A 24,767-nucleotide genomic window follows, 5' to 3' on the forward strand; every position below is an offset into this window, starting at 1 on the left:
TACTCTTACTGTCTCGTCCTCGATCGTTCCGATTTTCTTTTGTTCTGTATCCGGGTCTATAGCTACTGGTTTGAGATATAAATCAAATCACCATAAATAACGGCTTGAGAGTAATGACCGGACGGTTTTAACGCATTGTCTGTAGATACATATATCATTTATATCCCTCCTGATAGTTGCTCATAAGATAAGTTCCGATTGAAATACAATTACCGCTTCGCCGGAGATGTTAACTTCGACAGGTTCTCCATTCTCAATTTGCACTTCAACTTCCATAGTTCCAGATCGTCCCATTGCTTCCCCTTGTTTAGCTTTGAATCGGAACGAAGATCCGTTATGCTTTGCGAGTTTATGATGAACAAGGTATGCCCCAAGGGGGCCGTTGGCGTTTCCGGTTACCGGATCTTCGTTGATCCCTATAGCGGGAGCGAACATCCTTCCTCTGATGAGGATGTCATGATCAGCAGAATCGGTCGTGAACGTATAGTAACCGTTACAATTTATTCGTTTGCTCAATTGAGCAAGAGCTTCGTAATTTGGCTTAAGCTGATGTAAGATGACACTGCTTTTTATACCGATCATCACCTTGGAGTGACCTGTTGAAACAATTTGAACAGGGTGATTTTCCAATAAATCTTCTTCTGTGACGCCTAAAGCCGATAACAGCATTTCCCTGTCCCCTCCCTCAATTAACGAACCGAACTCGATTTTCCCTTGCTTCATAATGATTTTATAATCGTTGTCTTCCCGAATGACATCAACCGGCAAAATGCCTGCCCCCGTTTTATGAATAACCCGTGTCGTATCCAACCGTTGTTCAACGGCGCGTGCATAGTGCGCAGCTATAGTGGCATGTCCGCAGATCGGCACCTCATGTGTCGGCGTAAAAAAGCGCAGATGAACATCATATGCGGCGTCACTGGAAGAAAAAATAAAGGCCGTTTCAGAATTGTTAAGCTCCCTCGCAATTTTCTTCATGTCGCTTTCCGTTAATCCGTCCGCATTCGTAATAACCCCGGCAGGATTCCCGGTAAACTTGTGTTTCGTAAACGAATCAATCTGATATAACCGATAACTTCTTGTCATACCGCTTCTCTCCCAACTTTAGGGTTTTCTTTATTTCCCTGTCCTTTATCTCGCATTGATTTCGGTTTTAAGTTTACCAGGACAATGCTTGAAATAATCAGAACAAGTCCCGCTATTAGTTTAGAAAGCCGAGAATCAGGCCGGCAATTTTACAAAAGAACATCGGTTCCCCCAGCCATAACCACGAGCAGATGCCAAGCAGCACAGGTTGGAAGAAAACTATCGTTGCAAATAGTCCGGCAGGCACATAATTCAGCCCTATGGTTTGAAAGATGCAAAATAGAATAATGTTCAGCGCCGAGGATATTAAATAAATGTGCCATGTATTTTGGTTACGGCTGCAAAGGGCTATGAAATCGGAACCGTACGCATTCGGGTTATTCGGGAGAAGCATCCCGGATTGAAATTTGAATTCTATGAAGGAACAATCGATGAGATTAAAGAATGGCTGTCATCCAGAGTGATCGATGTCGGTTGGATTATTCCGCCGAATGACGGGTTTGAAATTGTTCCGTTCTACAATGACGACATGTGTTTGTAATACGAGACGATCATCCTCTTAACAACCGTCCGATAATTCATATAACGGATTTGAACAACGAACCTATGAAGGTCTGGGTGCTGCTATCGTATCCAAAATATCATTGTCGCTGTCAAAATTACCGCCTAATGTCCAAGTACGCACCATTGATCCGCAGCCGTGCAGAGTAATTAACTTGGCGGTTCCTTCATTGAAGGAGGCTTCGATCGCCGTTAAGCTTTTCATTCAAACAGCAAGAGACCTTTATTTATCCGCTGCCTTGATAGAATGATAAATGCCCCATATTTTTGGATATGGGGCATTTATTCCGATGATTGAGTTAAGGAAGCACATTGCCTGCCGCCCGATAAATCTCATACCACTCTTGGCGTGTCAGATGCACATCGCTTGCTTTACAGCAATCTTTTAACCGCTCAATATTCATCGTTCCGGTCACCGGCTGCATGCGCGCGGGATGGCGCAATATCCATGCGAGTGCGACGGTAGTGTTGCTCACTTCATATTTTGCCGCGATTTCGTCGATCTTCCGGTTCAATTCCGGGAACTTGTCGTTCCCGAGGAATACGCCTTGGAAAAATCCGTATTGGAACGGCGACCAAGGCTGGATGGTGATATTGTTCAATCGGCAATAATCAAGCACGCTGCCGTCCCGGTTTACAGCGGAGTCGTTTTCCATATTTACATTAATTCCGCTTGAGATCATCGTCGCGTTCGTGATGCTCAGCTGAAGTTGGTTCGCAACAATCGGCTGCTTCACCGACTTCTTCAGCAGCTGGATCTGCATCGGGTTGTGATTGGAGACGCCGAAATGCCTCACTTTCCCGGAGTTTTCCAAAATATCGAACGCCTCCGCCACCTCTTCCGGCTCTACCAGCGCGTCCGGCCGGTGCAATAGCAAAATATCCAAATAATCGGTTTTCAACCGCTTCAGAATGCCGTCAACGGATTCCAAAATATGTTCTTTGGAGAAGTCGAACATGCCTTTGCTAATACCGCACTTGGATTGCAGGATGAGCTTCTCGCGAATATCGTCGTTCATTTGGATCGCTTCCGCGAATATTTCTTCGCAATTGCCTCCACCGTAAATATCGGCATGGTCGAAGAAATTGGCCCCTTGATCCAGGGCGGTCTGGACGAAACGCTCCGCCTCTTTCTTATCCAGCGAGTTAATTCGCATGCAGCCGACCGCAATAACCGGTACTTCCAACGTGGTGCTTCCCAGCTTGATTGTTCTCATAGGTTTGTCCATTCTCCTTTACCAGAACGCGGCTCTCAAATGAGAACCGCGCTTATTATAGTGTTAATGTTTTTGGTGGAAAAAATCGAAAAATGCATGGAATATTTCGATTCCTTGAAACAGAAAAAGACTGGCGGCAGATAATGTAAAGAAGCCGATCACTATCAATCGAGCCAATAACATGGGCATTCTCCTCCTTATGTTAAATTAAATGAAGGGAGAAGATCTATATTAAAAATAACTCGATTGATAAAAAACAGCCAGCAAAAAATGTTTCGATTTGAAGTTTACAGCCGCAAAATTTCCGGCCGCAGCAGAGAACGAAGAACCGCCGATAATAACGGGATAATGCGAAATGATGCCATACAGCTTTAATTTTTCATCCGTATGCGCAGTATTATCGGAAACATCGGCAGTTATTTCGTCGATTGCGGTAATGGCGGGATGAATCGCAATGAAAAGTACGGATAAAATCGTAAAGATCAGCAGCGCAGCATGCCGGCTATTTCTTTTCAACGCGCATCCCCCCTTGCATAACGACTCCTTTAATCATAAATTAAATTTCCAGGGTTGAACAGCAGAAAAAATTGCGGCGACCGTTTCCACTGGGAAACGGCCGCTTTGTTGAGTTATTTTGAGCTGAAATCGTAATAAAATTTCGGCCGTTCCCGGAGAAACACCTTGTATATGTCGTAGTTGGTCGCCCTGATCCCTTCTAGGTAATCCTTATACGGACGATCCGCGACGTTGATTACGCCGGAGTTGTAGCGCTCTCCCCAAATTCCCTGCCAATACCTTCCATGGCCAGCTTGATCCACATAATTAAACAGATGGGCTCCGACAATGTAGTCCAGACTTGCAACTCCCTCCACGTAATTCCGGTAACGCATTCCCCTTTGGAGCTGGTTCCCGGCGGAATTGGGAAGGAGAGGCTTCAATCCCTGCTCACCGGTGCCATAACCGAATTCGCTGATTAAAATCGGTTTGCCGCCCGATTTCGTGTACACGTCATTCAAGAGATCGGTTTCGATGTTATAGCTGTAATAGTTGATGCTGATGACATCCACGTACTTCCCTTCCACCTCTGCCAGCACGCTTCTAAATTTTTCGTTCCGGAAAGGCGTTACCATCCAACGGTCCCCGAGCAGAAGATGATTCGGGTCATATTTTCGATATATCCGCGATACGGTTCCGTAAAACGTATCCAGATAATACCGGAAAAATTCATTCATATCCCGCCAAGATTGCGAAGTACTGACCGGCAGCTCGGCATCTTTCAGCTCATCGAACGATTTGAAGCTAGTGTTCCAACTGCTGTTATATGCGTCGATTTCTTTATATTTATTTTTCAATGTTTGGACTAATCGTCCTTTGATCGCCGCGGAGCTTGCTTTCAGCTTCGGCACATGGGAATAAAATTTATGGAAATCGTATTCGTTGTCAATGAAATATCCGATCAGAAGCGGATCGTTCTTGTACGGTGTGAGCGATTGCTTAAACGCTTGATCGATCTTGGCTTCGGCGTCAGGCGCAAAAATGTCGAATATCGAAATTCCGCTAATTTTGGCCCAACTCATGCTATTCAGCGGAAGCATCCGTGTATAAGGGAATTTGTTCGCCTGTCCGTATTTATCGGGCGAAAATCCGCCGGCACTGTTAAAGCCCCATTTCTTGAGACGATATACCGCTTCCGCATAAAACGAGCTGTTAGTCGGAACGGCTCCCGTCTTCCTGAATTTATTCGCCATGTAGAATGAGAAGCTGCCGTGATCGGGCGTAATAAATGCCGACTGGTACTCCCCTTCATATGTGGGAAGCCATTCAAAATCATGCTCCCGTCCTTTAACCATCGTGTAGGTTTCATTAGGCGTGATTCCGTTCATCCCTATGCTGAAAAATATATTGCCCGCCGGAGTCGTCATCATCTTCCTGTTGCCGACCTTCTGAATCGCGAAAAAGCCGGTGCCCTTAATTCCATACTTGGCCGAGCTGCCTGCCAATCCGCCGTAGCTGTCCCGGTCTGCAGGGGGCTTTAAGCTCCCGTAATAGGACGCGTCTGCCGCGGCATCCGCGACCAGCTCCTCCTCGCTTGTTACTTTACCCGGAAAATTCGCGGAAACCATCTGACCGAACCGGTCGACTTTAACATCCTTGCCGGCATTGAGTCTATATTTGCGGAAGGGACTCGGAACTTTCCCGTCTTTCACCGCATACGTTTCAAGCACATTATAGCCTGTCAGCTTCAGCGGACCGGAATACGGCTTGAAAGCGGATCCGTTATTGACACGGTAATAAATCCGCGCCCCCTTCGAATCGGAAGTCAGCTCGACCAGAAGCGAATCTGCGCTTCTCGTTGACTTCATATCAACGGAAGCGGTGCTTCTATTGAGCGTGACTTTGGAAAGCTGCGGCGACCAAGACTTCGCGGATCCGCGCATAACGATTTTCAAATACCTTATACGAAGTGGTAGTGACGAAACCTCGTACACGTACTGCTGCCAGTTGCCGGCAGGATAACCGATCGCATAAACCTTGGCGGTTATTTCCTTATAATCCTTACCGTTCTCCGATACGAACAACTGGTTCTTCTCCAAGTCGATCCCGGTAAAAAAGTAGCTGTATATCATTATCGATGAAATATCATAATCGGTACGGTAAATGATCGTCCCCGGCTTGGTCGACGTTCGCGCCATCCGTTTCGAATCGTTGCCGAAGTATGCAGGATCGCTCGATGAAATGAAAATATTCGAACGGCTATGAATCTGTTTAAAGTTATCGAGTGGATCATTGAGTCCCGATTGATTTGACAATGCTGCTTTCGTCACATACCAGTAGGTGGAAACATCGCTGGATGAAGCTTTGCCCGAAGACGAATAATTCACTGCGTACGTCTTAATCACAACATTGTTCAGTACCGGAATCGGCGAGCTGTAGTGCTTGCGGGTACGCGATGTCTTGGGATCGCTGCCGTCAATGGTGTAGTAAATGGCTGCGCCGTCTTTGGCGGCAGTTAATACGACCATACTGCCGTATGGGACGTTCCCCGACGGCAGGCCGGAGCTTACACCGGAAGATCCGTTCTGCCCCGGTTTGCCGGCACCGGCATTGCTCAAACTGCCGGGGACATCCTGCATCGACAAATCGATCAATGCGGCCGCTTCCTCACGTGTCATGGCGTCTTTCGGCCGGTACGACCATCCGTCTGAAATTTTTTTAACGTCCTTCCCGTACCAGCCATGGGCAATGACACTGCTGATTTCTGTAACCGCCCAAGAAGCGGGCGCCTCCCTGAAGTTCAATACTTTTCCGGAACTAAGCCCCTGTTTTTGCGCGTACCGCCATACCATGACGGCCGCCTCCTCGCGATTGATCGCTTTACCTGGCGAAAATGTCCTCTCCGAGGTACCGGTAATAATGCCCGCTTGATAAGCGGCGTGTATGTATTCCTCGGCCCAATGGTTTTGGATGTCCGAGAATGGCACTATATTGCCGTTATTTTGCAGCCTAAACGCAATGGAGACGATTTTGGCGAACTGGGCGCGGGTCAGCGTCTGTTCCGGGCCGAATTTGCCTTCGGATATTCCGTCGATAACGCCGAGCGCTTTCAACTCGTTTATATAAGGATAATATGAACTTGTGGCAGGTACATCTTCAAAATCCGCGGCTGATACTGCGGCTCCAGTACATGTCGATGCTGCGATTGTAACAGCCAAAAGATATTTAACCGTAATATTCCCCCTCCCGCTTCGTTTGCCGGCTTCATTTCTAACAACTGTTCTTTGATTTATGCGCAACACTCTCACCCCATTTATGTTAGACGTTATTTTTCCCGAAAGGTTTCTATAGATTTCCATTCGATATAAGGCCGGTGAAGCACAAAAAAAAGATAACCGGAGGATCCTGCCCTGCCGGTTATCTTGTTGAGTTTATCTTTGGATTGCTTTTATATCTGTTCTTTCAAGTAAGCGATATCCGCCAACAGATGTCCTGCGAATGCCTTATCGATTTGTCTGCCGGCCAGCGCCGAAACCTCCTTCTCCAGAGCGTTCAACGCGTTAATAATCTCTTTGCTGTCGCTTTGGTTTTGGAGATGTTGAACTTTGTCGAGCAAGCTGTCCAACACGCCTTCGTTCGTAATCCAACCTTTGCCGTACGCTAACCGCAACGCTTCATCCAGATAACCGTGATCCATTGTCACTTTCAGCACATAGTGCCGTACCGTGACGTTGCCCGCATTGTCCGTTGCGGTGACAACGATCGGGTGATCGCCGATCGGCAGCGAATAAGGATCAGCAGTGAGAGGCACACTCGCAACGGAACCGTCGAGCGTCGCTTCGACCTTGTCAACGCCGCTTAACGAATCCGTAATCACGAATGGAATGTTCACGGCATCCGGGCGATATACCGTTGTCGTTACGGTTGTTTGAACAATCGGTCCCGTTAGATCGATTTTCACCGCTGCCGATTTGACGGCTTCCTGATTCCCCGCCGAGTCCACACTGTAATAACGAAGCGTGTATTCCCCTTCCTCGTCGATTACAGCCTGATTGCCTGACACGAACGGGCCGTCATTTATGCTGTAATAGGTTGAAGTTTTCGAACCTTCGGCGTCCACGGTGCTAAAGGTTACGGTTTGAGCCGTATTTTGCCATCCGGATTTCGCATCGGTCGTCGTTACGGGTGCCGTCGTATCCTTGGGAGTTCCCAATGTCTTGACTATCACGCTGTTGGACTTTTCCGATTCTCCGCTCGCATTTTGCGCCTTGATGTAATAGGTGTACTCGACACCCGGCTCTACGGTGCGGTCGTAATACGTATCTACTTTGGCATATCCCACATATTGGGCTTCCTCGCCGGCAGATGACCTGTATATATTGTACTGAGCCGCGCCCCCATGGGATGTCCATATGAGTCCGACAAAGGTTTCTCCCTTCAATCCGACGAACAGATTGGTAGGTGTGGACGGCAAAGGCATTGCAACGGCAGCCTCATCGGACTGCGCCGATTCTCCCATTTCGTTCACTGCCGTGACTTTGTAACTGTAACCTGTTTTACTGACGCTAATTTTTTTATCGACATAGACGGCTGACGAAGTGCTGCCTAATAGGGTAAATGTACTTTCGCCACTCGCTTTTCTATATATGTTATAACTTTCAGCGTTATCCACCGGCTTCCATAAGATTTCGAAAGCTGAAGTTGTCACCGTTCCTGCAGATACGCCGGTTGGCGTCTCCGGAATCGTAACAGGCGGATTCGTCGTTGTACTGACGCTGCCGGACTTTTCGGATTCGCCGCCGACCCCTGTCGCCGATACTTTATAATAATACGTAGTGGAAGGGCTCACCGTCTTGTCGGTATATGCCGCGGTTAACGAACTTCCAATCTTATTGTAGGGCCCTTCCGGATCGCTTTCCCTGTATATCCCGTAGCTAAGGGCATCTTCCACCGGAGTCCATTCCAGACCAACGGAAATACTCTTTATTACGGGCACACTTAAACCTGTCGGCGCAGGCGGTATCGGCTGCGTAGTATCAAAGGCGGACACTTCAATATTTTCGGACTGTGGAGATTCGCCTCCGGCATTCAATGCGGACACTTTGTAATTATATGTATTTCCTAGAACTGCAGCAGCGTCAACATACTGTGCCGTTGTGGAGCTTCCTATTACTTTGAAATACGGATCCATAGAGGAGGAACGGTAAATCAAATAAGCACCCGCCCCGCTTACCGGTGACCAATCAAGTGAAACAGAGAGGTCTTCCGACATCGTGCCCGTCAGTCCCGAAGGTGAATCGAATGGAGGCTCCGCTTGAGGGCTTGACGGCTTAATGATCACGAAATAGTTCATTCTGGAAGTATTATTATTCGGTCCCATCACGACGAAAGAGGCCGCGGAATAGTTCTTTTTGTACAGCTTGAACTGCACAGGCTGGTCGTCTTCGATTACTAATCCCGTGTCTTCGTAAGAAGAAGTCAACCATTGAGGCGGGGTTGTAATCCTGGAATCATAAGCCACATATACGTCTGCGTCGGCAGCCAAGTAGAAGGAAACCAAATTGTCGCTTGTTGCGCTTCTTGAGTTTACCGCCGACCGGATCCATTCCATGCCCTTCAATTCGTCCGGAATGGATACGAATTTATACACTCTGGTTCCGGTCAATCGGTCTCCGGCCACCGGATCCCCGACTTGGAGATTCTCTTGAACCGACCAATTCGACTCGTTCACATCTCCGTTGCTGCTGTTATCGTTTATTACTACGTTTCTAAGTATGTCTCCGTCCATGCTTGGCTTCGGCTCGGATACAGGCTCAGGCTTAGGCTCCACAGGCGGTTCGAACGGAGTTCCGGACCATGCCGGCGGGACTGACGGGTAATTCGCGGGGAAGCCGGGCGCCGCCAGTTCATTCAAGTAATGCTCCAAGTTGGTATAGCCGTCCCCGTTCATATCGCCGTTCCTGTCCTCCGGGTTATTCGGATCGAGTCCTTTCGACAGTTCCCACTGATCCGGCATTCCGTCCCGGTCCGTATCGGCCGGTGCCGTTACTTGCTCCAAGACGGGAAACCCGCCGACATCATTTTCATGGCCGATGATGACACCGGTTTGATTTCTTACGTCGTCGATCACACGCCGGTCCGCCGCATCACGGACTAGAGAAGCACCGGCGTAATCCAGAACATGATTGTATGCAATCTCCGGGTCTTGCGTATGAACCGGCGGGTATTCGTACCGCTCAGGAACCACGACGCTGGGTCTTTCAACTTCTATCATTCCCGTACCTGTATCCGTCCCGTCCAAAATACCGTTTTTATTGCTGTCGATACGGTTGTTATCGAGATACAAGCTATAATTCTCATTTCCGCGTACGATAGCATAATGAGGATCTGCGGAGTTCAAACCCGCAATAAAATAATTCCCTACGACATTTCCGTAGCCTTTGGTCCCGGATTCGCCTCCGGCCACATACGGAAACTGCCCCCAGTTGTAAACAATATTGTTGACAAAGTCGATCTGTCCTTTGGTTTTCGGATTTCGGTCGTTATTATGGGCATAGATGTTATGATGCATAGTGATCGTGTTCATCTCGATCAATCCGCCCATAGAGTGCGTTAGAAGCCCTTCTGAAATAATGGACCATTGCACGGTTATGTTTTTGGACTCCGGATTGTCGTAATCTTTGCTCTTGATGGATAAGACTTCATCTGTCCCCCATGAAAAAGAGGAGTGATCGATGATCACGTTCTGGCAATCTTCGAAATACATGGTGTCATCTTTAAAGCTTTGAACGCCCAAACGAAAGCGCATATATCTTATAACGATATCGCTGCAATCAATGAAACGGATATTGTTTCCTCGGATCGTAACTCCGTCTCCGGGCGCCGTCTGGCCGGCGATGGTTATTTTTGATTTATTCCTGACCACAATCTGGGGGATAGTTATTTCACCCGATATATCGAATACGATGGTTCGCGGCGTCGTTCCGGCTGACATTAGCGCATCATGGAACGTACCCGGTCCTGTAAGCTCATAGCTTGTGACATGATAAACCTCGCCTCCCCGTCCCCCCGTTGCCGCATAACCGAAGCCCTCCGCTCCGGGAAATGCCGGGAGAGCCGTATAACCGGCTTTTACTTCAGGAACTTGCAGTTGGAAGAGAGAAAATCCAAGAACAATACATAGAACTAGTGCCAAAAACCTCTTCATTTCGCACCTCGTTTCACAAAGTTAATAGAACCGGTGTCCTCCTGAGCTCCAAAATCGCGTTAGCTTCGCAACAACAATTTCAGTCGGTAACCGCTTTCAGTTATGAGGGTAGGGTCAAATCTCTTTGCTCTCGCCTCCTTCACTAAATGTAACGCCATCATATCCGTTATGCGAAGGAATATTCAATCATTCAATATTCCACGGAATGAACAAAAACGGGATGACGCGCCGAATGGGAAAATTCGATTGCGAACATCTTTGTGTGGTAAAAATGTTGATACGCTGGAACTTTCGTTCGCATGGTTTGTTCCAGCACAAATAGCCATTGTGATATAGTATGTAAAAGAAAAACTGCGACTGTCGCAATGGAAGGTGAGTGTTTCATGAAGAAAACGTTGAACAAGTTATAACGTGCTAAAGCCCGAGGTCCTCCTCTTGAAATCGGCTTATACAATTTTGTAAGAGATACCGGGAGGAGTGTTTTTGCGATGAGAAGCGAAACCGAAATGCTGCAAACGATTTGCGATTTTGCAAGGAACGATGAACGGATCCGGGCGGTCATGATGAACGGATCGCGGGCTAACCCACAAGCGGCGAAAGATATTTTTCAGGATTACGATATCGTATACTTTGTGGACTCCGTTCAGGAGTTTGTTTCCGATCAAAGCTGGATTTCCCGTTTTGGAGACATCTTGATCATGCAGACTCCCGATAAGATGGATAACCCGTACGCGGAGCGGTTCGACAAGTTTGCTTTCCTTATGTTGTTTTCTGATGGAAACCGTATCGACCTTACTCTGTTTCAGATCGATCAATTGGATCGGTTTGCTCATGACAGCCAGACGGTGATGCTGCTTGATAAAGATGGGATATTCGGAGACGTGCCGCCGCCAAGCAATCGCGATTATTTGCCTGTTCCTCCATCAGAGGTGCAATTTTATAATTGCTGCAACGAGTTTTGGTGGGTGAGCACCTATGTCGCAAAAGGTTTATGGCGCCGCCAGCTGCCGTATGCCATTCGCATGTATGAAGGTCCTGTGCGGGATATGCTTATGCGCATGCTCTCATGGCATATCGGCGTTGTTACGAATTTTAATGCGGAGCCCGGCAAAGAAGGTAAATATTACGAGCGCTATCTGGAACCGACAAAATGGGACGCCTTTTTACGCACATTTGCCGGTGGAGATTACGGGGAATTATGGCAAGCGCTGTTTGAAATGTGCGCTCTCTTTCGGGATGCGGCGTTAACGGTAGCCGATCACTTCGGCTATAACTATCCAATCGAGGATGACCACCGAGTGTCGGAATATCTTCGTAAGGTCCGAAGCTTGCCGCCTGATGCAACGGATATTTGCTGATCTTTCATCTTCCTATTAAGCTAGAATGGCAGCCGAGGCCTGGGTCAGGCCCGGCTGCCATTTTATAACTCGTACAATTAATTTAACGCGCCTCCTCCAAAAATGAAACGGTGCTCCCAATGACTGCCTTCGATAGAGTGTCGAAATAAGTTGAATTATTTGATATTTTGCGGTTGCTCGGGAAATATTCCGCTTCTTTAACTCTCGATCAGAAAGTCCTCTTCCCGGAAGCTGTATCCCCTGATTTGTCCCTTGGGCGAATCATCCACAATATACTGAACGACGTAAATTTCTCCGTCCTCAAACTGTACCCAACCGGAATACCCTAAGTCGGATACGGGACTGCGGTCGAAATCGACAGGCATAATACGAGTCCATTGGTCACGTCTTTCTTGTGCCTTAGCCGATTCCTGGTCCGTCAAGGCCGCAAAGAAATTTTGCGTCCAATTGCCGAGCCAGCCCTTCCCTCCTTGCATAAACCGGTACGTGATGAGTATGCGTCCGCTCTGCAGCAGACCGGCGACCGGCCGGTGGCATCCCGGGAGCGGGATCCGGTAAAGCCCGCTCCAGCTTTCTCCCTGATCATAGGATATGGCTTTGTAGCAATCCAAGCCGAGCCCGGAATTTTCCCGCAAGAACGCGACTAATGTTCCGTCTTCCAACGGCAGGATGCTCACCTCGCACAGCTTCAGCTCAGGGTGCGACGCAACGAGCACAGGCTCCGACCAATTCTTCCCTTGATTATCGGAATACCGGAGCCATTGTCCGCTCTTGGTATGGGCGGACAGCAGCCACCGTCCGGACGGAAGCTCACACAGCTTGTCTGGAACGATTCCTTCCAACGGAGTTTCGAGCGGCTCGGACCATTGCGTGCCTTCGGGGTCGCCAACCCAGAAATAATTGCGGCCGCCGTTTTCCTTCTCCTTCGTAATGAGATCGGCAACGATGATCAGCCTTCCGTCACGAAGCCGGGAAATACGGGCGCAGTTCCAATACGGCATTCCGTTCGTCAGCTCGGTGAACGCTCTCTTGTTTTCCCATGTCCTACCCCGGTCCGTGCTTTCTATGAGCATTAGACGTGTGGCAGAGCGGTTCCCATGGTGCGTACACTGGGAAAATACGCAAACCAGCTTGCCGCCCTTCGTCAGCGTCACATCCGGCCACGCTTCATACCAATCGTCGTCGCGGCTTATTTTAAACTTGGTTATCATGCGGGTTTCTTCCCCTCTCTCATCAACCTTTAATCGATCCGACCATTATCCCTTTGACGAAATACTTTTGGATAAACGGATATACGAACAAAATCGGAAGCGTGCTTATGATGATTACCGCTGATTTCAAGGTGGCCGCCGGCGGCGGGTCCTTAATGAATTCGATTTGGGTTTCGTCATGAATGATGCCGGTAAGCAGGATGTTGCGCATAATGACTTGGATCGGCAGGTTGTTCTGAGAATTAATATAGATGGAAGCGCCGAACCAATCGTTCCAATGGTGTACGGCATAGAACAGCCCTATAGTGGCAATAGCGGGCATGGAAAGCGGAATAATGATTTTCCGCAAAATAACGGCCGGAGTCGCCCCGTCGATAACCGCGGATTCCTCCAGCTCTTCCGGCAGCGTCATGAAGAAGTTCCGCAATATGAACAGGTTCCACGCGCTGATCAGCCCGGGAAGAATAAGCACCATCAACGTATCCTTCAAACCTAAATGATCGATCAGCATGTAATTCGGAATGAGTCCGCCGTGAAATATCATCGTGAGAAAAATGACCAGAACCAACTGGTTTCGTCCGGGAAGCGTCCGGCGCGACAATCCGTACGCTAACGTCGCGGTAAACAGCAAATTGAGAAAAGTGCCGGCAAAAACGCGAAACAGTGTCACTTTATAAGCGTTAAGAATAATCATGCCTCGGTTCAGCAGCATGTCGTATGCGCCGAAATCGATTTTTTCAGGAATGAGAACGAACGCTCCCCTTCGCATCGATTCCTCGGCGCTGATGAACGAGGTGGATAATACGGCGAGGAACGGAACGAGAAACATAAGCGACAGCACGGTCAATAGAACGATATTGAAAACGTCGAATATGCGTTCTCCCGCGGTCGGCTTCAATGCGCTCATCGACGGATCACCCCCTACCAAATTCCCGTCTGGTTCATTCTTTTGGCAACGTAGTTCGCGCCTAATATTAGAAACATAGCAATGACATTCTTGAATAAACCGACAGCCGTTGCGAAGGAGTAATTCAATTGCGTCAGGCCTTCCCGGTATACGTACGTATCGATGATATCCGCCACTTCATATACCGCGGGAGAATACAAGAGCAGCACTTTCTCGAAACCCGCATTCAGCAGTCCGCCGATCGACAAAATGAGCAAAATGGCGATCACCGGGGTTATTCCCGGCAGTGTAATGTGCCATGCTTGCCGCAAGCGGCCCGCTCCGTCCATCTTTGCCGCTTCATACAATCCCGGGTCGATCCCCGACATGGCGGCCAAATACAGGATGCTGCCCCATCCGATAGACTGCCACACATGGGAGATGACCAAGATGCTTCGGAAGTAAGCGGGACTGCCTAGGAAATGAATCGGTTCGCCGCCGAATTGAACGATGATCGCATTGATCAATCCCCCGTCCGTGGACAATATCATCATCGCTAATCCAGCTACGACAACCGTTGATATAAAATGCGGCAAATACGAAACGGTCTGCACGACTCTCTTGAACATCATGTGTCTCAATTCGTTCAACAGCAGCGCAAGCAGGATCGAAGCGGGAAATCCGAACAGAAGCTTATAACCGCTGATCAGCAGCGTGTTCCGCATCACGTTCCAAAAATAATACGAGTTCCAAAACCGGACGAAATGCTTGAAACCGACCCACTCGCTTGTGAAAATCGCGCTCACTCCCTCGAACGGGGACAAATCCTTGAAAGCAATAATAATTCCGAACATCGGGATATAATCGAAAATCAAAAAGTAGAGCATGCCGGGGATGATCAAATAATAGTAAAATCGGTGCAACTTGATAGCCGGCCATAATTTCAAAGATGCTCCTCCTTTCGAAGCTTCAGCGATACCGTTTCACGGCGGCGGTCGTTTGCCTGTGACGGGCTGCAGGAATGCCGCCGTGAAACATTTTCGGATTATCCCGTTACTTCTTCTTTTCGTTATATTGCCGCGTATATTCGGCGATCCACTGGTCGAGACCCGCCTTGTACAGTTGATCTATATATCGGTCGATTTCGGAGATCGGCCGCGCGCCCGTCACGAACTTCACAAGCTCTTCGCTTCTTAAACGGTCGATATCTCCCAAGGTGGGGATATTTTCCTGAAGCTTTGTGTTATCGTATATAATCGTCGCATCAAACGGCATTTTCGCTACGCTGAGATTTCCCAGTTCGTTGTTTAAGTAATCCGCGTGCATTTTCTTGATCGGATCCTTGAACGCATACTTTGTTTCCGTTGCCGTACCTAAGGAAACCATATATTCGCCCGCGTACTCAATTTCCGGATTGATCAGCTCGATCTCGAAGTTGCTGTCCCCGATAAACCTCCAGTTTTTGCCGAATGCTGCCGTGAGTGAATTGGCCGGGATGTTCTGGTATTGATGATTGATAAACTTCATGACCTCTTCCGGATGCTTTGCTTTCTTCGTAATAACCATGGACGTCGTGCTGCCGCGGGAAGCCGTCATCAGCTTTCCTTTCGGTCCTTCGATTCCCCGTACAATCTCGTAATTGGCTTCTGACGGCAAGTTTTGTTTGATTTGCGGGAATAGGAGCGTGATGCGGGAATACCACATGGACGAAGTGCCGACACGATTCGTCTTCAACAGCTCCAGCGCATCGAACTTGGCGAACGATTCCTTGTAGATGTAGCCCTTCTGATACCAGTCCGCCATCTTTGCCACAAAATCTTTGAATCCGGGATCGAGCTCGAACGGCTTAATCTTTCCGTCCGACGGGTCGACCCAGTTGCTGTTCCCATGCTCCGTAAACCCTCCTAGCAACGCGTTCTTTATTCCGTTCAAATCCGTCATCATCGGAATCGTGTCGTCTTTCCCGTTTCCGTCCGGATCGTTCTCCTTAAACGCTTTCAAAACAGCTTCCAATTCATCGAGGTTTTTGGGCATTTCCAGATTCAACTTGTTCAGCCAGTCCGTCCGAATCCAGATCGGGTAGTGAACGGATGGAGTGCCTCTTGGAATCCCCCATATGTTTCCTTCCTTGTCCGTCATATTCACCCACGCTTCAGCCGGCCACGCATTCTTAATGTCCTGCCCGTGTTGATCCAGCAAGTCGTTGAGCGGAATGATCGCGCCTTTGGAAGCATAGTCGTCCCAATTGCCTTGGAACGTATCGATCTCATCGTTGGACCCAAGCATCAGATTCAGTTTTTCGGATTCCGACCCTTTGGGCGGAACGATCGCAATCGGTTCGATGCCCAGTTCTTCAATATACATTTGCTGCATTTCTTTCAGCTTTTCCGGCATGCTTCCTTCCGGCTTCTGGTTCAGTGCGCCCGTGTTTTGGTAAATATAAATTTTGGGTATTTCTTTCTTTTCGCTTGGCGCTGCCGGCTCATTTGCAGTTTTACCCTCCGCAGAGCTCTGTGTTTCCCCGCTGCCCGGGGGGCTTGAGGAGCATGCCGCGATCGAAACGGCAATTAACGCGGCAATCATGCAAATACTGACGACCTTCCTCAACATTTTATTTCCTCCCTTTGTTTTCGAATCGCAAGAGTTCGCCTCTTGATCGAAACCAATCATAGCAGTCGATGGAAGCGCTTAAAATAATAACTATTCTATATTCGTACAACAATCTTTACGTATCAAAAAAGTATTATCCCGACCCCGCCGAAAGCGGCAGAAATCGGGATAATCTTAGGAGCCATACAACTTTTTATACTCGCCTGGCGTTACGCCGATCATTTCCTTAAACACCTTAATGAAATAATATGCGTTGTCATAACCGACCTGCTTGCCCACTTCGTTGATTTTCAGCGTACTTCCGGCAAGAAGCACCTTGCTCTTCTCGATTCGGATGCGCTTGACATAATCGACAAACGTTTGACCGGTAATTTGCTTGAACAGCCTGCTGATATACGCCGGATTCATCGACAATTGTTCCGCTACGGAGTTGAGTGAAATTTCCCGGTTGTAATCCCGCTCAAGAATGTCGATCACTCTGGAAATATGCTGGTTTCCCTTCGCATTCATTTCCCGCTCGATATGCAGGGTCGTCATTTGAATGAGCCGGTGGAACCATCGCCCGATTTGATCCAAGGAATCCCGGTCCAACAGCTCCCGGTACGGATCCGTCGCTCCGCCCGAAACGGTTCTTATGTCCGCTCCCAATTGGCTGCAGGCATGAATCATCCCCGTCAAAAGCTGCATGAACATCGGTTGAATTTGATTGTAGTGCAGCTTGTTCTTGTGCGCGTCGATTTCGGAAACAAACTCGTCAAAGGCTTGAAGCGCCTCCTTGGTTCGGGCGGTTTTCAGATGCCCGAGCAGCAGCTCTTCTTTATGTAACGGATAAACAAAGCGGCTTTCGTTATCGATTCGTATATCGTCGATGGCAATGACCATACCGCTGCCGTACAAAATTCGGTATTTTATTGCAATTAGCGCTTCTTCATAAGACTGCGGCAGCTCCAGAATCGAGTCGCATATCCTTCCGATGCCGACGGTGCACGGATGCCGCAGCTCGTAATTCACTTCATCCAGAAGCTGCTGTCCGAGCAGGAACACTTGCTGCCGGTCCATCCCGCCGCACGACATCACGACGGCAACGATATTTTTCTCCGCTCTCACGAAGAAATGCTTTGCGTTAAGGATCGGGCTTCGTTCGAGCGTATCAATCATACGCAGCTTGACAAGATCGAATGTCACATGTTCGATTGTTTCCCGGCCGGTATCGTCATCTAAAGAAAGCGCGAGCACGACAAGGTCGTTCAGATCGATATTTATGCCTAAATAGGCTATATTGCTTTCGATTTCTTCCACGCTCATCGAATGCCTGTGAAGAAGAGACGACTTGAATTGTTCCCGGTGCACGGGAAGACTTTGTTCAAGCTTTTCTTTATAATAGTCCCTTTCGTTTAGCGCAGACTGCATGAAGCGGCCGATGATGCCGATTTCATCCGTCTGTTCCGGGGATTTCCGCTCCGAGTCGCTTCCGACTATGGCCTTGAGGCGGGAGATAGGCCGGTATAAGCTTCTTGATGACAAATATGCCAATGTAAACGAGAGGAAAATGAGGACGGTTGCGGACAGGAGGATAGTTTGCTTAATGGATGCGGTGCCCTTCGAGAGCGCCTCCATATCCGAGACGTTCACGAATGTCCATCCTAAGAAAGGAGAAACGGAATGGCTGACCAATATTTGCTTATTCCCGATCTTCGCTACGAAAGAGCCGTTCTTTCCGACAAGGCCGGCGCTCTTCGGCAATATCGAATGTATGCTGCGATGCATATTTTCCCGGTCGCTGTGAAACAGAACTTTCCCTTTCGCGGATACGACGTACATATCATCCCGGTTATTAAGGATGTTAATTATTTCATTGTAAATAATCGATGCATCCAAATTGATGACGATCGCATTGTCGTACCTTGTTTTATAGATAATCGTCAACAAGTTCTTTTTCGTATCGTTGTATTGGTTAGCAATCCGGGGATCCATAAATACGGAATTGGTTCTCGAAGCGCCCAAAGTAGGGTACCAATCCTTGTCATGAAAGCTGTCCAGAGAAAACTGCCGGTTCGAGCCGTCATTTTCCGATGTGAGAACAAGGTCTTTCCTGCTGTCATAGTAATAGACGGAATCTACATACTCGTTGGACAGCCTGAAGGAATTGATCGTGCGGATGGAATTTGTTTTTGCTTTCAAATACTCGTACAGGGCGGACAGATCCTCTTTAAGAAGCTCTCCCTTCAAGGCCTCGTAATATTTGCCGTTGGGAAATCGTTCAAATGAAAGAAACGATTGATTCAAAACAAGCAGATTGGAGTTTTCTTCAATCCTCTTCAGCACAATTTCAATGGCATTAAGCGTCTGGTTCAAATATTGAAGTTTGCTCTTCCCGGTTTCCTCCTCGAAGGTTTGAGAAAATTTATAGTAGGCGACAACATCGGACAGCAGATTGGGAATGACAGCAATCAACGTAGTGGTCATGATCAGCTTTAAAAAAAATTTTCTTCTTAAAAGCTTGTTAAACCATACTAACTGTCTATTACCTTTAAACATACCGTTCCGCCCCCTATTTGTACGTGTAAACGGTTACAAAATGGTGGAGTAAAGCAAAAAGTTGTGTTAGCTTGATCAGCTTTCCCTGACAATTAACTCGGGCTGCAGCACTTGGATCGCGTTATCACGAGCCCTCCCCTCGAGCAGCAAGCGTGCCGCTTCAAAGCCGATATTATAGGTTTGAAATTTTACGGATGTAAGCTTCACCGGAAGCGTCTGACAGATGTCGGTATTGTCACAGCCTACGATTCGGATATCGGTACCGACGGCAATTCCCAGCTCTGCAGCTGCGGCATAAGCCCCCCTTGCGATCCCGTCGTTAAAGCAGAAAAGCCCGTCCGGCCGTTCTTCTTGCCGCAGAAATCTCAAGGCGCTGAAATATCCCTCCCCATCCGACTCGAACGAAGATTCGAATACGACCCGCTCTTGCCGTACCGGTATGCCCGCTTCCGCCAATGCGCTGACGTAGCCTTGGAATCGTTGAGACGATGCGGAATAAACCGGTCTGGATATGAATGCGATCCTCTTGCATCCGGTTGCGATTAAATGTTTAGCGGCGGAGTAACCGGCATAGAAATTGTTCGATATGACACTTGAAGCATGGAACCCCTCAAGCATTCTATGGCAAAAAACAAATGGTATCTCCGCTTCCACAAGCTTATAAAACGGACTGAAATCCGATTTGCCGTATATGGCGGGGACGATCATGACGCCCTGTACCTTGCTGTCTATTAATTTTTGAATATGTCTTGTTTGCTTTTCATAATCGTTATCTGTATTGCAGATTATTAAGTTGATTTCATTCTCGCTTGCCACATCGCTTGCCCCTCGTACAATATCGGGGTAATTATAATGCTGAATATCGGGAATCAGCAGCCCCCAATTATTGATATCTTGAGCGGCACGGCCGATCCGGGCGTTATTCTTTTCGGAGACATATGTACCGCTCCCGTCGCGGGCATACAACAGCCCTTCCCCGATTAACTCCGAGACAGCTCTTTCGATCGTTGTACGCGCAACCTGATACGATTCGGATAAAACGGTCCTCGAAGGCAAACGGTCGTGCGGTTGTAACGACGCAATATGCCTAATCAATTGTTCCTTAATCTGCATGTACCGAAGCGACTGGATACTCATCGAACCGCACCTGCCTCCATCCCTGGAATGAATATCTGTCATACAGGAAAAATCATACATACAGATTATATAATTGCAAAGCCGGATATTCAATATTTTATTGCACACGGAAAACCCCGTTCATAAAGAGCGGGGTTTAATACGGACTATAGCTTAGTTTAATTTACGGCAATACTACGAAGTTGGAAACGACTTTTCGTTCCCTGCCGTCGGACGGGCTGTTCAGCAGCTTGCCTTTGTAGACGAATGTGCTGGAGCCGCCGCCGTCCAAATTGTAGGCGTCCCGCACGTTCCATTCGAGCAGTTTCGTTTGCGCTTCCTCCAACGTCACTCCGCTGCTGTACCCTTCTTGTCTACCGTCGATGACGATAAACAGCAAATCGCCGTTCGAGAAATGGCCGATCAGCGTGCGCGGCTCTTTTTTGTTTTTCCATTTTTTCGGTATTCCAAGCTTTTTGCCGTCTTTGAGCAGCGTCGGCACGAACGTGGCGCCGTGTTGAACGTCCAGAGCTTCTATTTGTTTTCTTGACGTTATTTCTCCGCCGACCAGGTTGCCGCTCTTGTTGATGCCGATAAAGCTGAGGCCGGTTTGGTAGAACGTCAAGATTTCTCCGTCGACGACGGTGACTCCCATCGGGTACAGCAGGCCGTTCCTTCCTTTGGAAAAACCGCCCGCGTTGATCGCGAGCACGGCGCCGGTACGTTTGGCGGCCGAGCTGGTCGTTTCGCCTTTGTCGCCGATTTTGTCATGGGACATGACGAGTTTGACCGCCTTTGGATCTTTCAGCTTCACTTTTGCCATGTACCCGCGGTAGCCGGCTTCCTTCAAGGAAAACACTTTCACATTAGCGCGTTTGCCGAAAGTCTGTCCTATCGGTTTTCCGAGAATGTTGGAGAGCACCGTTGCCAGCACATCGTCCGTCTCTTGATTGTGCTGCTTGCTGGCGTTAACCAATTCGTCGACCGCTTTATGCTGTTCCGCAGCGATGGCCTTCTCTTGTTTGGCGTGTTCCGACAGTTCATTCAATACGGTATGTATCGATGACAGCTGTTCGACAGAGGCCGCTGCGGTTTGCCCGATCTGCGAGTACGAGCCGGAGACATCGGTCGCTTGCTGCTGCATGCCGCTCAAATATGTGTCAGCCTTTTCAAAAGAGAGCACGGTTGGAGCATATTCGGCCTTAAGTTCAGGAGAGCGGTAATGAAATGCGGCCAAAAATGAGACGAGCACCGTTACGATCAGGCCGAGCGGGACGAATGTTTTAATAGACACGCGCCGCTTCCTCCAGCTTCTTGATCGATTTGCGCAGCTCCTCCAATTCCTTGCTCAGATCGGTGATCCGTTGGTTTAGAGCTTGCTTCGTCTTCGCGGTCGAACTGAGCGAATCGCCCGCCAGAGACATTTCTTCCTTGACCGCATCCAGTTCGCTCTCGACAACGGCGAATTGCTGCTTAAGAGCTTCGGCCTGTTGTTTATTCGCTTCCAGCGCGGTTTGCAGGTCCGTCAATTTCTTGTTCAACTCCGCTATATTTGTCTGGTTCGTCTGTTGAATGCGCTCCAGTTGATTCAAGATGCCTCCGACATAGTAATAGGCCAGCGCAAAAGCGCTCCCGGCCAGCAGCGTCCAAAGGAGAATGGCAGCCGTTCTCACGACCCACTTCGACAATCGGCGCTTCGGATTGGCCTTTTCTTTCGGCACGCGGGCCAAGCGGGATTCCATTTCGTAGTACACTTCGTTCATGATTCGTTTCCTTTCGTTGTGACTTGTGTGCGGTTATTTCCATCCTATCATACTTATAGACGCTAGATTTATAGATTTTGTTGTAAAAAAATGAAATTTGCTGATCAGGTTAAGTACACTAAATTCCGTTATCGATTACGTTCAACCCTCGAAAGCAACAAAAAAACGGCTGCCTAAGCAACCGTTTACCTCTGGAGCTTCTTTATAAGTTAGTGAGATAATTACGAAGATTCTCCGCCCCCGGCCATCAAACGCCAAATCATCTGTGCAGCCTGTCTCACGTTTCGGGGACGGCAGTTTTGCCCGGCTCCTTGTAGCAGTTTGAACGGACGCGCAAGTCTCGGGAGATGAAGGCCGCCTTCGGCAATCCACCGATCGTCGAATAACAGCTCGGTACCGCCGTCAGCCAAAACTTCTCCGTCTTTGATCAGAATGACTTGATCGGCCCATTCGGCTGCAAAGTCTACGTCGTGAGTCGCTACGATTAACGTGATCCCCATCAAGTGCATGCTGTCCAGCAGTGCTTGCAAGTCATCTCTCCCTCTAGGATCTAGAAAGGCCATAGGTTCATCCAATACGATAATTTCCGGTTGAATAGCAAGCACGCCGGCGATGGCGACTCTGCGTTTTTGTCCATAGCTTAACTCAAAGGGAGAAAACTTCCGGTACTCCCGCATACCGACAGAGCCTAAAGACATTTGAATGCGATTCTCAATCTCCATCTCGGAAAGTCCCATGTTGCGAGGGCCGAAAGCGACATCTTCTTCAACAGTCGGGGAGAAAATTTGATCGTCAGGGTCTTGGTAAACGACACCTATACGCAACCGCATCTCCTCTACCCGTTTCTCGGCGAGTGATCCCCCAAAGATCTTGACTTCCCCCGTTGCCGGCCTTTCGAGGCCGTTTAAGAGCGAAATCAGAGTTGATTTACCGGCACCATTTGGCCCCATTAAAGCAACCTTCATGCCGGCCTTGATACTCAAGCTGACTTTTCGCAGCACCTCCCTGTCACCGTATGCAAAAGAAACCTCACGTAATTCGATAGCCGTTCGTATTTTACTCCCCGTCTCCGCCGAGTGCGTTGTCCTTTCAGGAACATGTACTGATTGTGACGCTCCCGAATTTAGCCCTCCGCGGGCGCTCATCGAGAGGTAAATCCGGCGGCTTCTCGACATAGCTCGCAGCAACAGCACGCCCAGAAGCTGTCCGAACCGGCGGTACGTTACGCGAGACCAGTACCATCTACTCGTCTTCCAACCCCTGGACCGCTGGGCTTTCACCATCCCTTGAACCTCTTCGGCCAAAAGAAAGAAGTAACGTATGAGCAAGCTGACGATTTCGATAAATACGGCGGGAACACCCAGCTTCCGGAGGCAGCGGACAATGTCGAAAAATGCGGTCGTTTTCAATAGAACGGTAAGGAGCACGTTTGCGGTACTTATTTTAAGCAAAAGAATGAACGATTGAACAATGCCTTCCATACTTGCCTTAATCCCGCCCGCTTGGAATAACGCCTCTCCATCGACTGTGAAGGGCAACAGCACTAACGTTCCTAAAGCGAACGGAATCAAGAGCAGCAATCTTGCGGCCAATTGGCGCAATGCGATACCGATCCATACTCCCGTGAACGTGACAACTGCAAATAAGAAGATTAAGGGCTCCGGCCGTTCAAGCAGCACGACGAGAAGTATCAATAGCATAACGGCCGCGAGCCGTGTCATAGGTTCACTCATCAGACGCGGCAGCCTGATTTGATCCTGCGTCATGGAAGAAAGAAACCCTTTCATGATTTGTTGCCTCTCTGTTTATGGAGGTTTATCATCCCTAACGCCCGAATTGTTCCCATGATCACGGCAATTCCGATTGCGCCCGCCGCAGAAACGGCGGCTTCCGGGCGCATGGGTATCCAGTCCAAACGATAATTGGCAAACGGTGCAAAAATCCAATAAGAGCGGCTTATGTCTTGAAAACCTTCGTCTTCGGCGACACGCTCAAGTCCATCCGGGTGCTCGGAGGCGAAAGGAGCCAAAAACAGCAAAATACCGAAAACGACAACCGCCAGTACCGCCAACTTCCGTTTGTCCCGGATCATTTTCGCACCTCCGCCCTTACAGGGGTCATCTTTCGTTCGGCAAAATAAGAGCATACGAGCATTGTCGCCAATCCTTCTCCGATGCCGATTAAACCATGCCAGCCTAACATGGCGGAAAGCGCGGTTTGCAAAGGCACCGTTTCCGACCAAGCCAAAAGCAAAGCTACCCCGGCCGCGGCCATTACTATCGATAACCATCCGGCGGCGAACGTTGCAGCTCCATCCCAGCGGTTCGGAAGCCAACGTACAGCGATTTTATGCGTCCAGTATCCCGTAAAGCTGCCGATGACTCCCGTACACAAAATGTTAGCGCCTAATACGGTAATGCCGCCGTCTTGAAACAGCAGAGCCTGAACGGTAAGTACGGCGGCCATAATGACCACGCCGATTAACGGTCCGAACAATATTGAAGCCAGAGCGCCACCCAAAAAATGTCCGCTCGTCGCACCCGCCACCGGGAAATTGACCATCTGAGCAGCGAATATAAAGGCGCCGACCATCCCGATCGAAGGAACATCAGACCTGTCGATTTTGGAGCGCCTCAGGCAATAGCCGAGAGCCGCCGCTCCCGCGAAGGAAGTGGCCGCCCATACTTTGACATCCAAAAATCCGTCCGGGAGATGCATG

The 24,767-nt window shown here is 48.8% G+C and carries 18 protein-coding genes and 1 pseudogene; 2 read left to right on the top strand and 17 right to left on the bottom strand.

Features of this window, described 5'->3' with window-relative positions; translation table 11 throughout:
* Nucleotides 1-180 precede the first annotated feature (180 nt).
* Nucleotides 181-1,086: a PhzF family isomerase gene (locus tag JET16_RS02240; protein ID WP_199613960.1), complete on the bottom strand. Its 906-nt coding sequence runs from the start codon at nt 1,084-1,086 to the stop codon at nt 181-183.
* Between the two features lie 124 nt (nt 1,087-1,210).
* A pseudogene (locus JET16_RS02245) lies at nt 1,211-1,423 on the bottom strand (EamA family transporter); the annotation flags it as partial.
* Here JET16_RS02245 and JET16_RS29955 point away from each other — a divergent pair.
* Nucleotides 1,403-1,627, top strand: a complete 225-nt coding sequence (locus tag JET16_RS29955; protein ID WP_233531058.1) for a LysR family transcriptional regulator substrate-binding protein — start codon at nt 1,403-1,405, stop codon at nt 1,625-1,627. The pseudogene JET16_RS02245 and the gene JET16_RS29955 sit on opposite strands and share 21 nt — an antisense overlap.
* A gap of 319 nt (nt 1,628-1,946) precedes the next feature.
* Here the strand turns inward: JET16_RS29955 and JET16_RS02255 are convergent, their stop codons facing one another.
* The 4 genes from JET16_RS02255 to JET16_RS02270 form a co-directional block, all read right to left on the bottom strand.
* Complete coding sequence (locus JET16_RS02255; RefSeq protein ID WP_199613962.1) at nt 1,947-2,864, bottom strand: aldo/keto reductase; 918 nt, start codon at nt 2,862-2,864, stop codon at nt 1,947-1,949.
* A gap of 231 nt (nt 2,865-3,095) precedes the next feature.
* Complete coding sequence (locus JET16_RS02260) at nt 3,096-3,380, bottom strand: hypothetical protein (RefSeq protein WP_199613963.1); 285 nt, start codon at nt 3,378-3,380, stop codon at nt 3,096-3,098.
* Nucleotides 3,381-3,493: 113 nt separating this feature from the next.
* Nucleotides 3,494-6,577, bottom strand: a complete 3,084-nt coding sequence (locus JET16_RS02265) for an S-layer homology domain-containing protein (RefSeq protein WP_199613964.1) — start codon at nt 6,575-6,577, stop codon at nt 3,494-3,496.
* 230 nt (nt 6,578-6,807) lie between these two features.
* Complete coding sequence (locus JET16_RS02270) at nt 6,808-10,566, bottom strand: OmpL47-type beta-barrel domain-containing protein (RefSeq protein WP_199613965.1); 3,759 nt, start codon at nt 10,564-10,566, stop codon at nt 6,808-6,810.
* A 488-nt stretch (nt 10,567-11,054) separates the two neighbouring features.
* On the opposite strand from JET16_RS02270, the gene JET16_RS02275 reads away from it, so the two are divergent.
* Entirely contained in the window at nt 11,055-11,924 is an 870-nt protein-coding gene (locus JET16_RS02275) for an aminoglycoside 6-adenylyltransferase (protein WP_199613966.1), read from the top strand.
* 197 nt (nt 11,925-12,121) lie between these two features.
* On the opposite strand, the gene JET16_RS02280 is transcribed toward JET16_RS02275, so the two are convergent.
* From JET16_RS02280 to JET16_RS02330, 11 genes are all read right to left on the bottom strand, one after another.
* Nucleotides 12,122-13,135: a sialidase family protein gene (locus tag JET16_RS02280; RefSeq protein WP_199613967.1), complete on the bottom strand. Its 1,014-nt coding sequence runs from the start codon at nt 13,133-13,135 to the stop codon at nt 12,122-12,124.
* Nucleotides 13,136-13,157: 22 nt separating this feature from the next.
* A complete protein-coding gene (locus tag JET16_RS02285; protein ID WP_199613968.1) occupies nt 13,158-14,042 on the bottom strand; it encodes a carbohydrate ABC transporter permease in 885 nt (294 codons plus the stop codon).
* Nucleotides 14,043-14,056: 14 nt separating this feature from the next.
* On the bottom strand, nt 14,057-14,968 hold the full coding sequence (locus tag JET16_RS02290) for an ABC transporter permease (RefSeq protein WP_233530940.1): 912 nt from the start codon (nt 14,966-14,968) through the stop codon (nt 14,057-14,059).
* 106 nt (nt 14,969-15,074) lie between these two features.
* Complete coding sequence (locus tag JET16_RS02295; RefSeq protein ID WP_199613969.1) at nt 15,075-16,631, bottom strand: extracellular solute-binding protein; 1,557 nt, start codon at nt 16,629-16,631, stop codon at nt 15,075-15,077.
* Between the two features lie 174 nt (nt 16,632-16,805).
* Nucleotides 16,806-19,169 carry a helix-turn-helix domain-containing protein gene (locus JET16_RS02300; protein ID WP_199613970.1) on the bottom strand — a complete coding sequence of 788 codons (2,364 nt, stop codon included), beginning with the start codon at nt 19,167-19,169 and terminating at the stop codon, nt 16,806-16,808.
* A 75-nt stretch (nt 19,170-19,244) separates the two neighbouring features.
* Nucleotides 19,245-20,306, bottom strand: coding sequence for a GntR family transcriptional regulator (locus JET16_RS02305; RefSeq protein WP_199613971.1), 1,062 nt, complete (start codon nt 20,304-20,306; stop codon nt 19,245-19,247).
* A 163-nt stretch (nt 20,307-20,469) separates the two neighbouring features.
* Nucleotides 20,470-21,579: a phosphodiester glycosidase family protein gene (locus JET16_RS02310; protein WP_325176585.1), complete on the bottom strand. Its 1,110-nt coding sequence runs from the start codon at nt 21,577-21,579 to the stop codon at nt 20,470-20,472.
* Nucleotides 21,569-22,048 (bottom strand): hypothetical protein, encoded by a 480-nt coding sequence (locus JET16_RS02315; protein ID WP_199613972.1) that lies wholly within the window; start codon nt 22,046-22,048, stop codon nt 21,569-21,571. Before JET16_RS02315 ends, JET16_RS02310 begins: the two co-directional genes overlap by 11 nt.
* Before the next feature lie 221 nt (nt 22,049-22,269).
* Nucleotides 22,270-23,835, bottom strand: coding sequence for a cobalt ECF transporter T component CbiQ (cbiQ, locus tag JET16_RS02320; RefSeq protein ID WP_199613973.1), 1,566 nt, complete (start codon nt 23,833-23,835; stop codon nt 22,270-22,272).
* Nucleotides 23,832-24,140: a PDGLE domain-containing protein gene (locus JET16_RS02325; RefSeq protein ID WP_199613974.1), complete on the bottom strand. Its 309-nt coding sequence runs from the start codon at nt 24,138-24,140 to the stop codon at nt 23,832-23,834. The genes cbiQ and JET16_RS02325 overlap by 4 nt, the downstream gene beginning before the upstream one ends.
* Nucleotides 24,137-24,766, bottom strand: coding sequence for an energy-coupling factor ABC transporter permease (locus tag JET16_RS02330; protein ID WP_199613975.1), 630 nt, complete (start codon nt 24,764-24,766; stop codon nt 24,137-24,139). The genes JET16_RS02325 and JET16_RS02330 overlap by 4 nt, the downstream gene beginning before the upstream one ends.
* Between the last annotated feature and the right edge of the window lies 1 nt (nt 24,767).

The sequence above is a fragment of the Paenibacillus alkalitolerans genome (assembly GCF_016482785.1).
Classification (GTDB): domain Bacteria; phylum Bacillota; class Bacilli; order Paenibacillales; family YIM-B00363; genus Paenibacillus_AE; species Paenibacillus_AE alkalitolerans.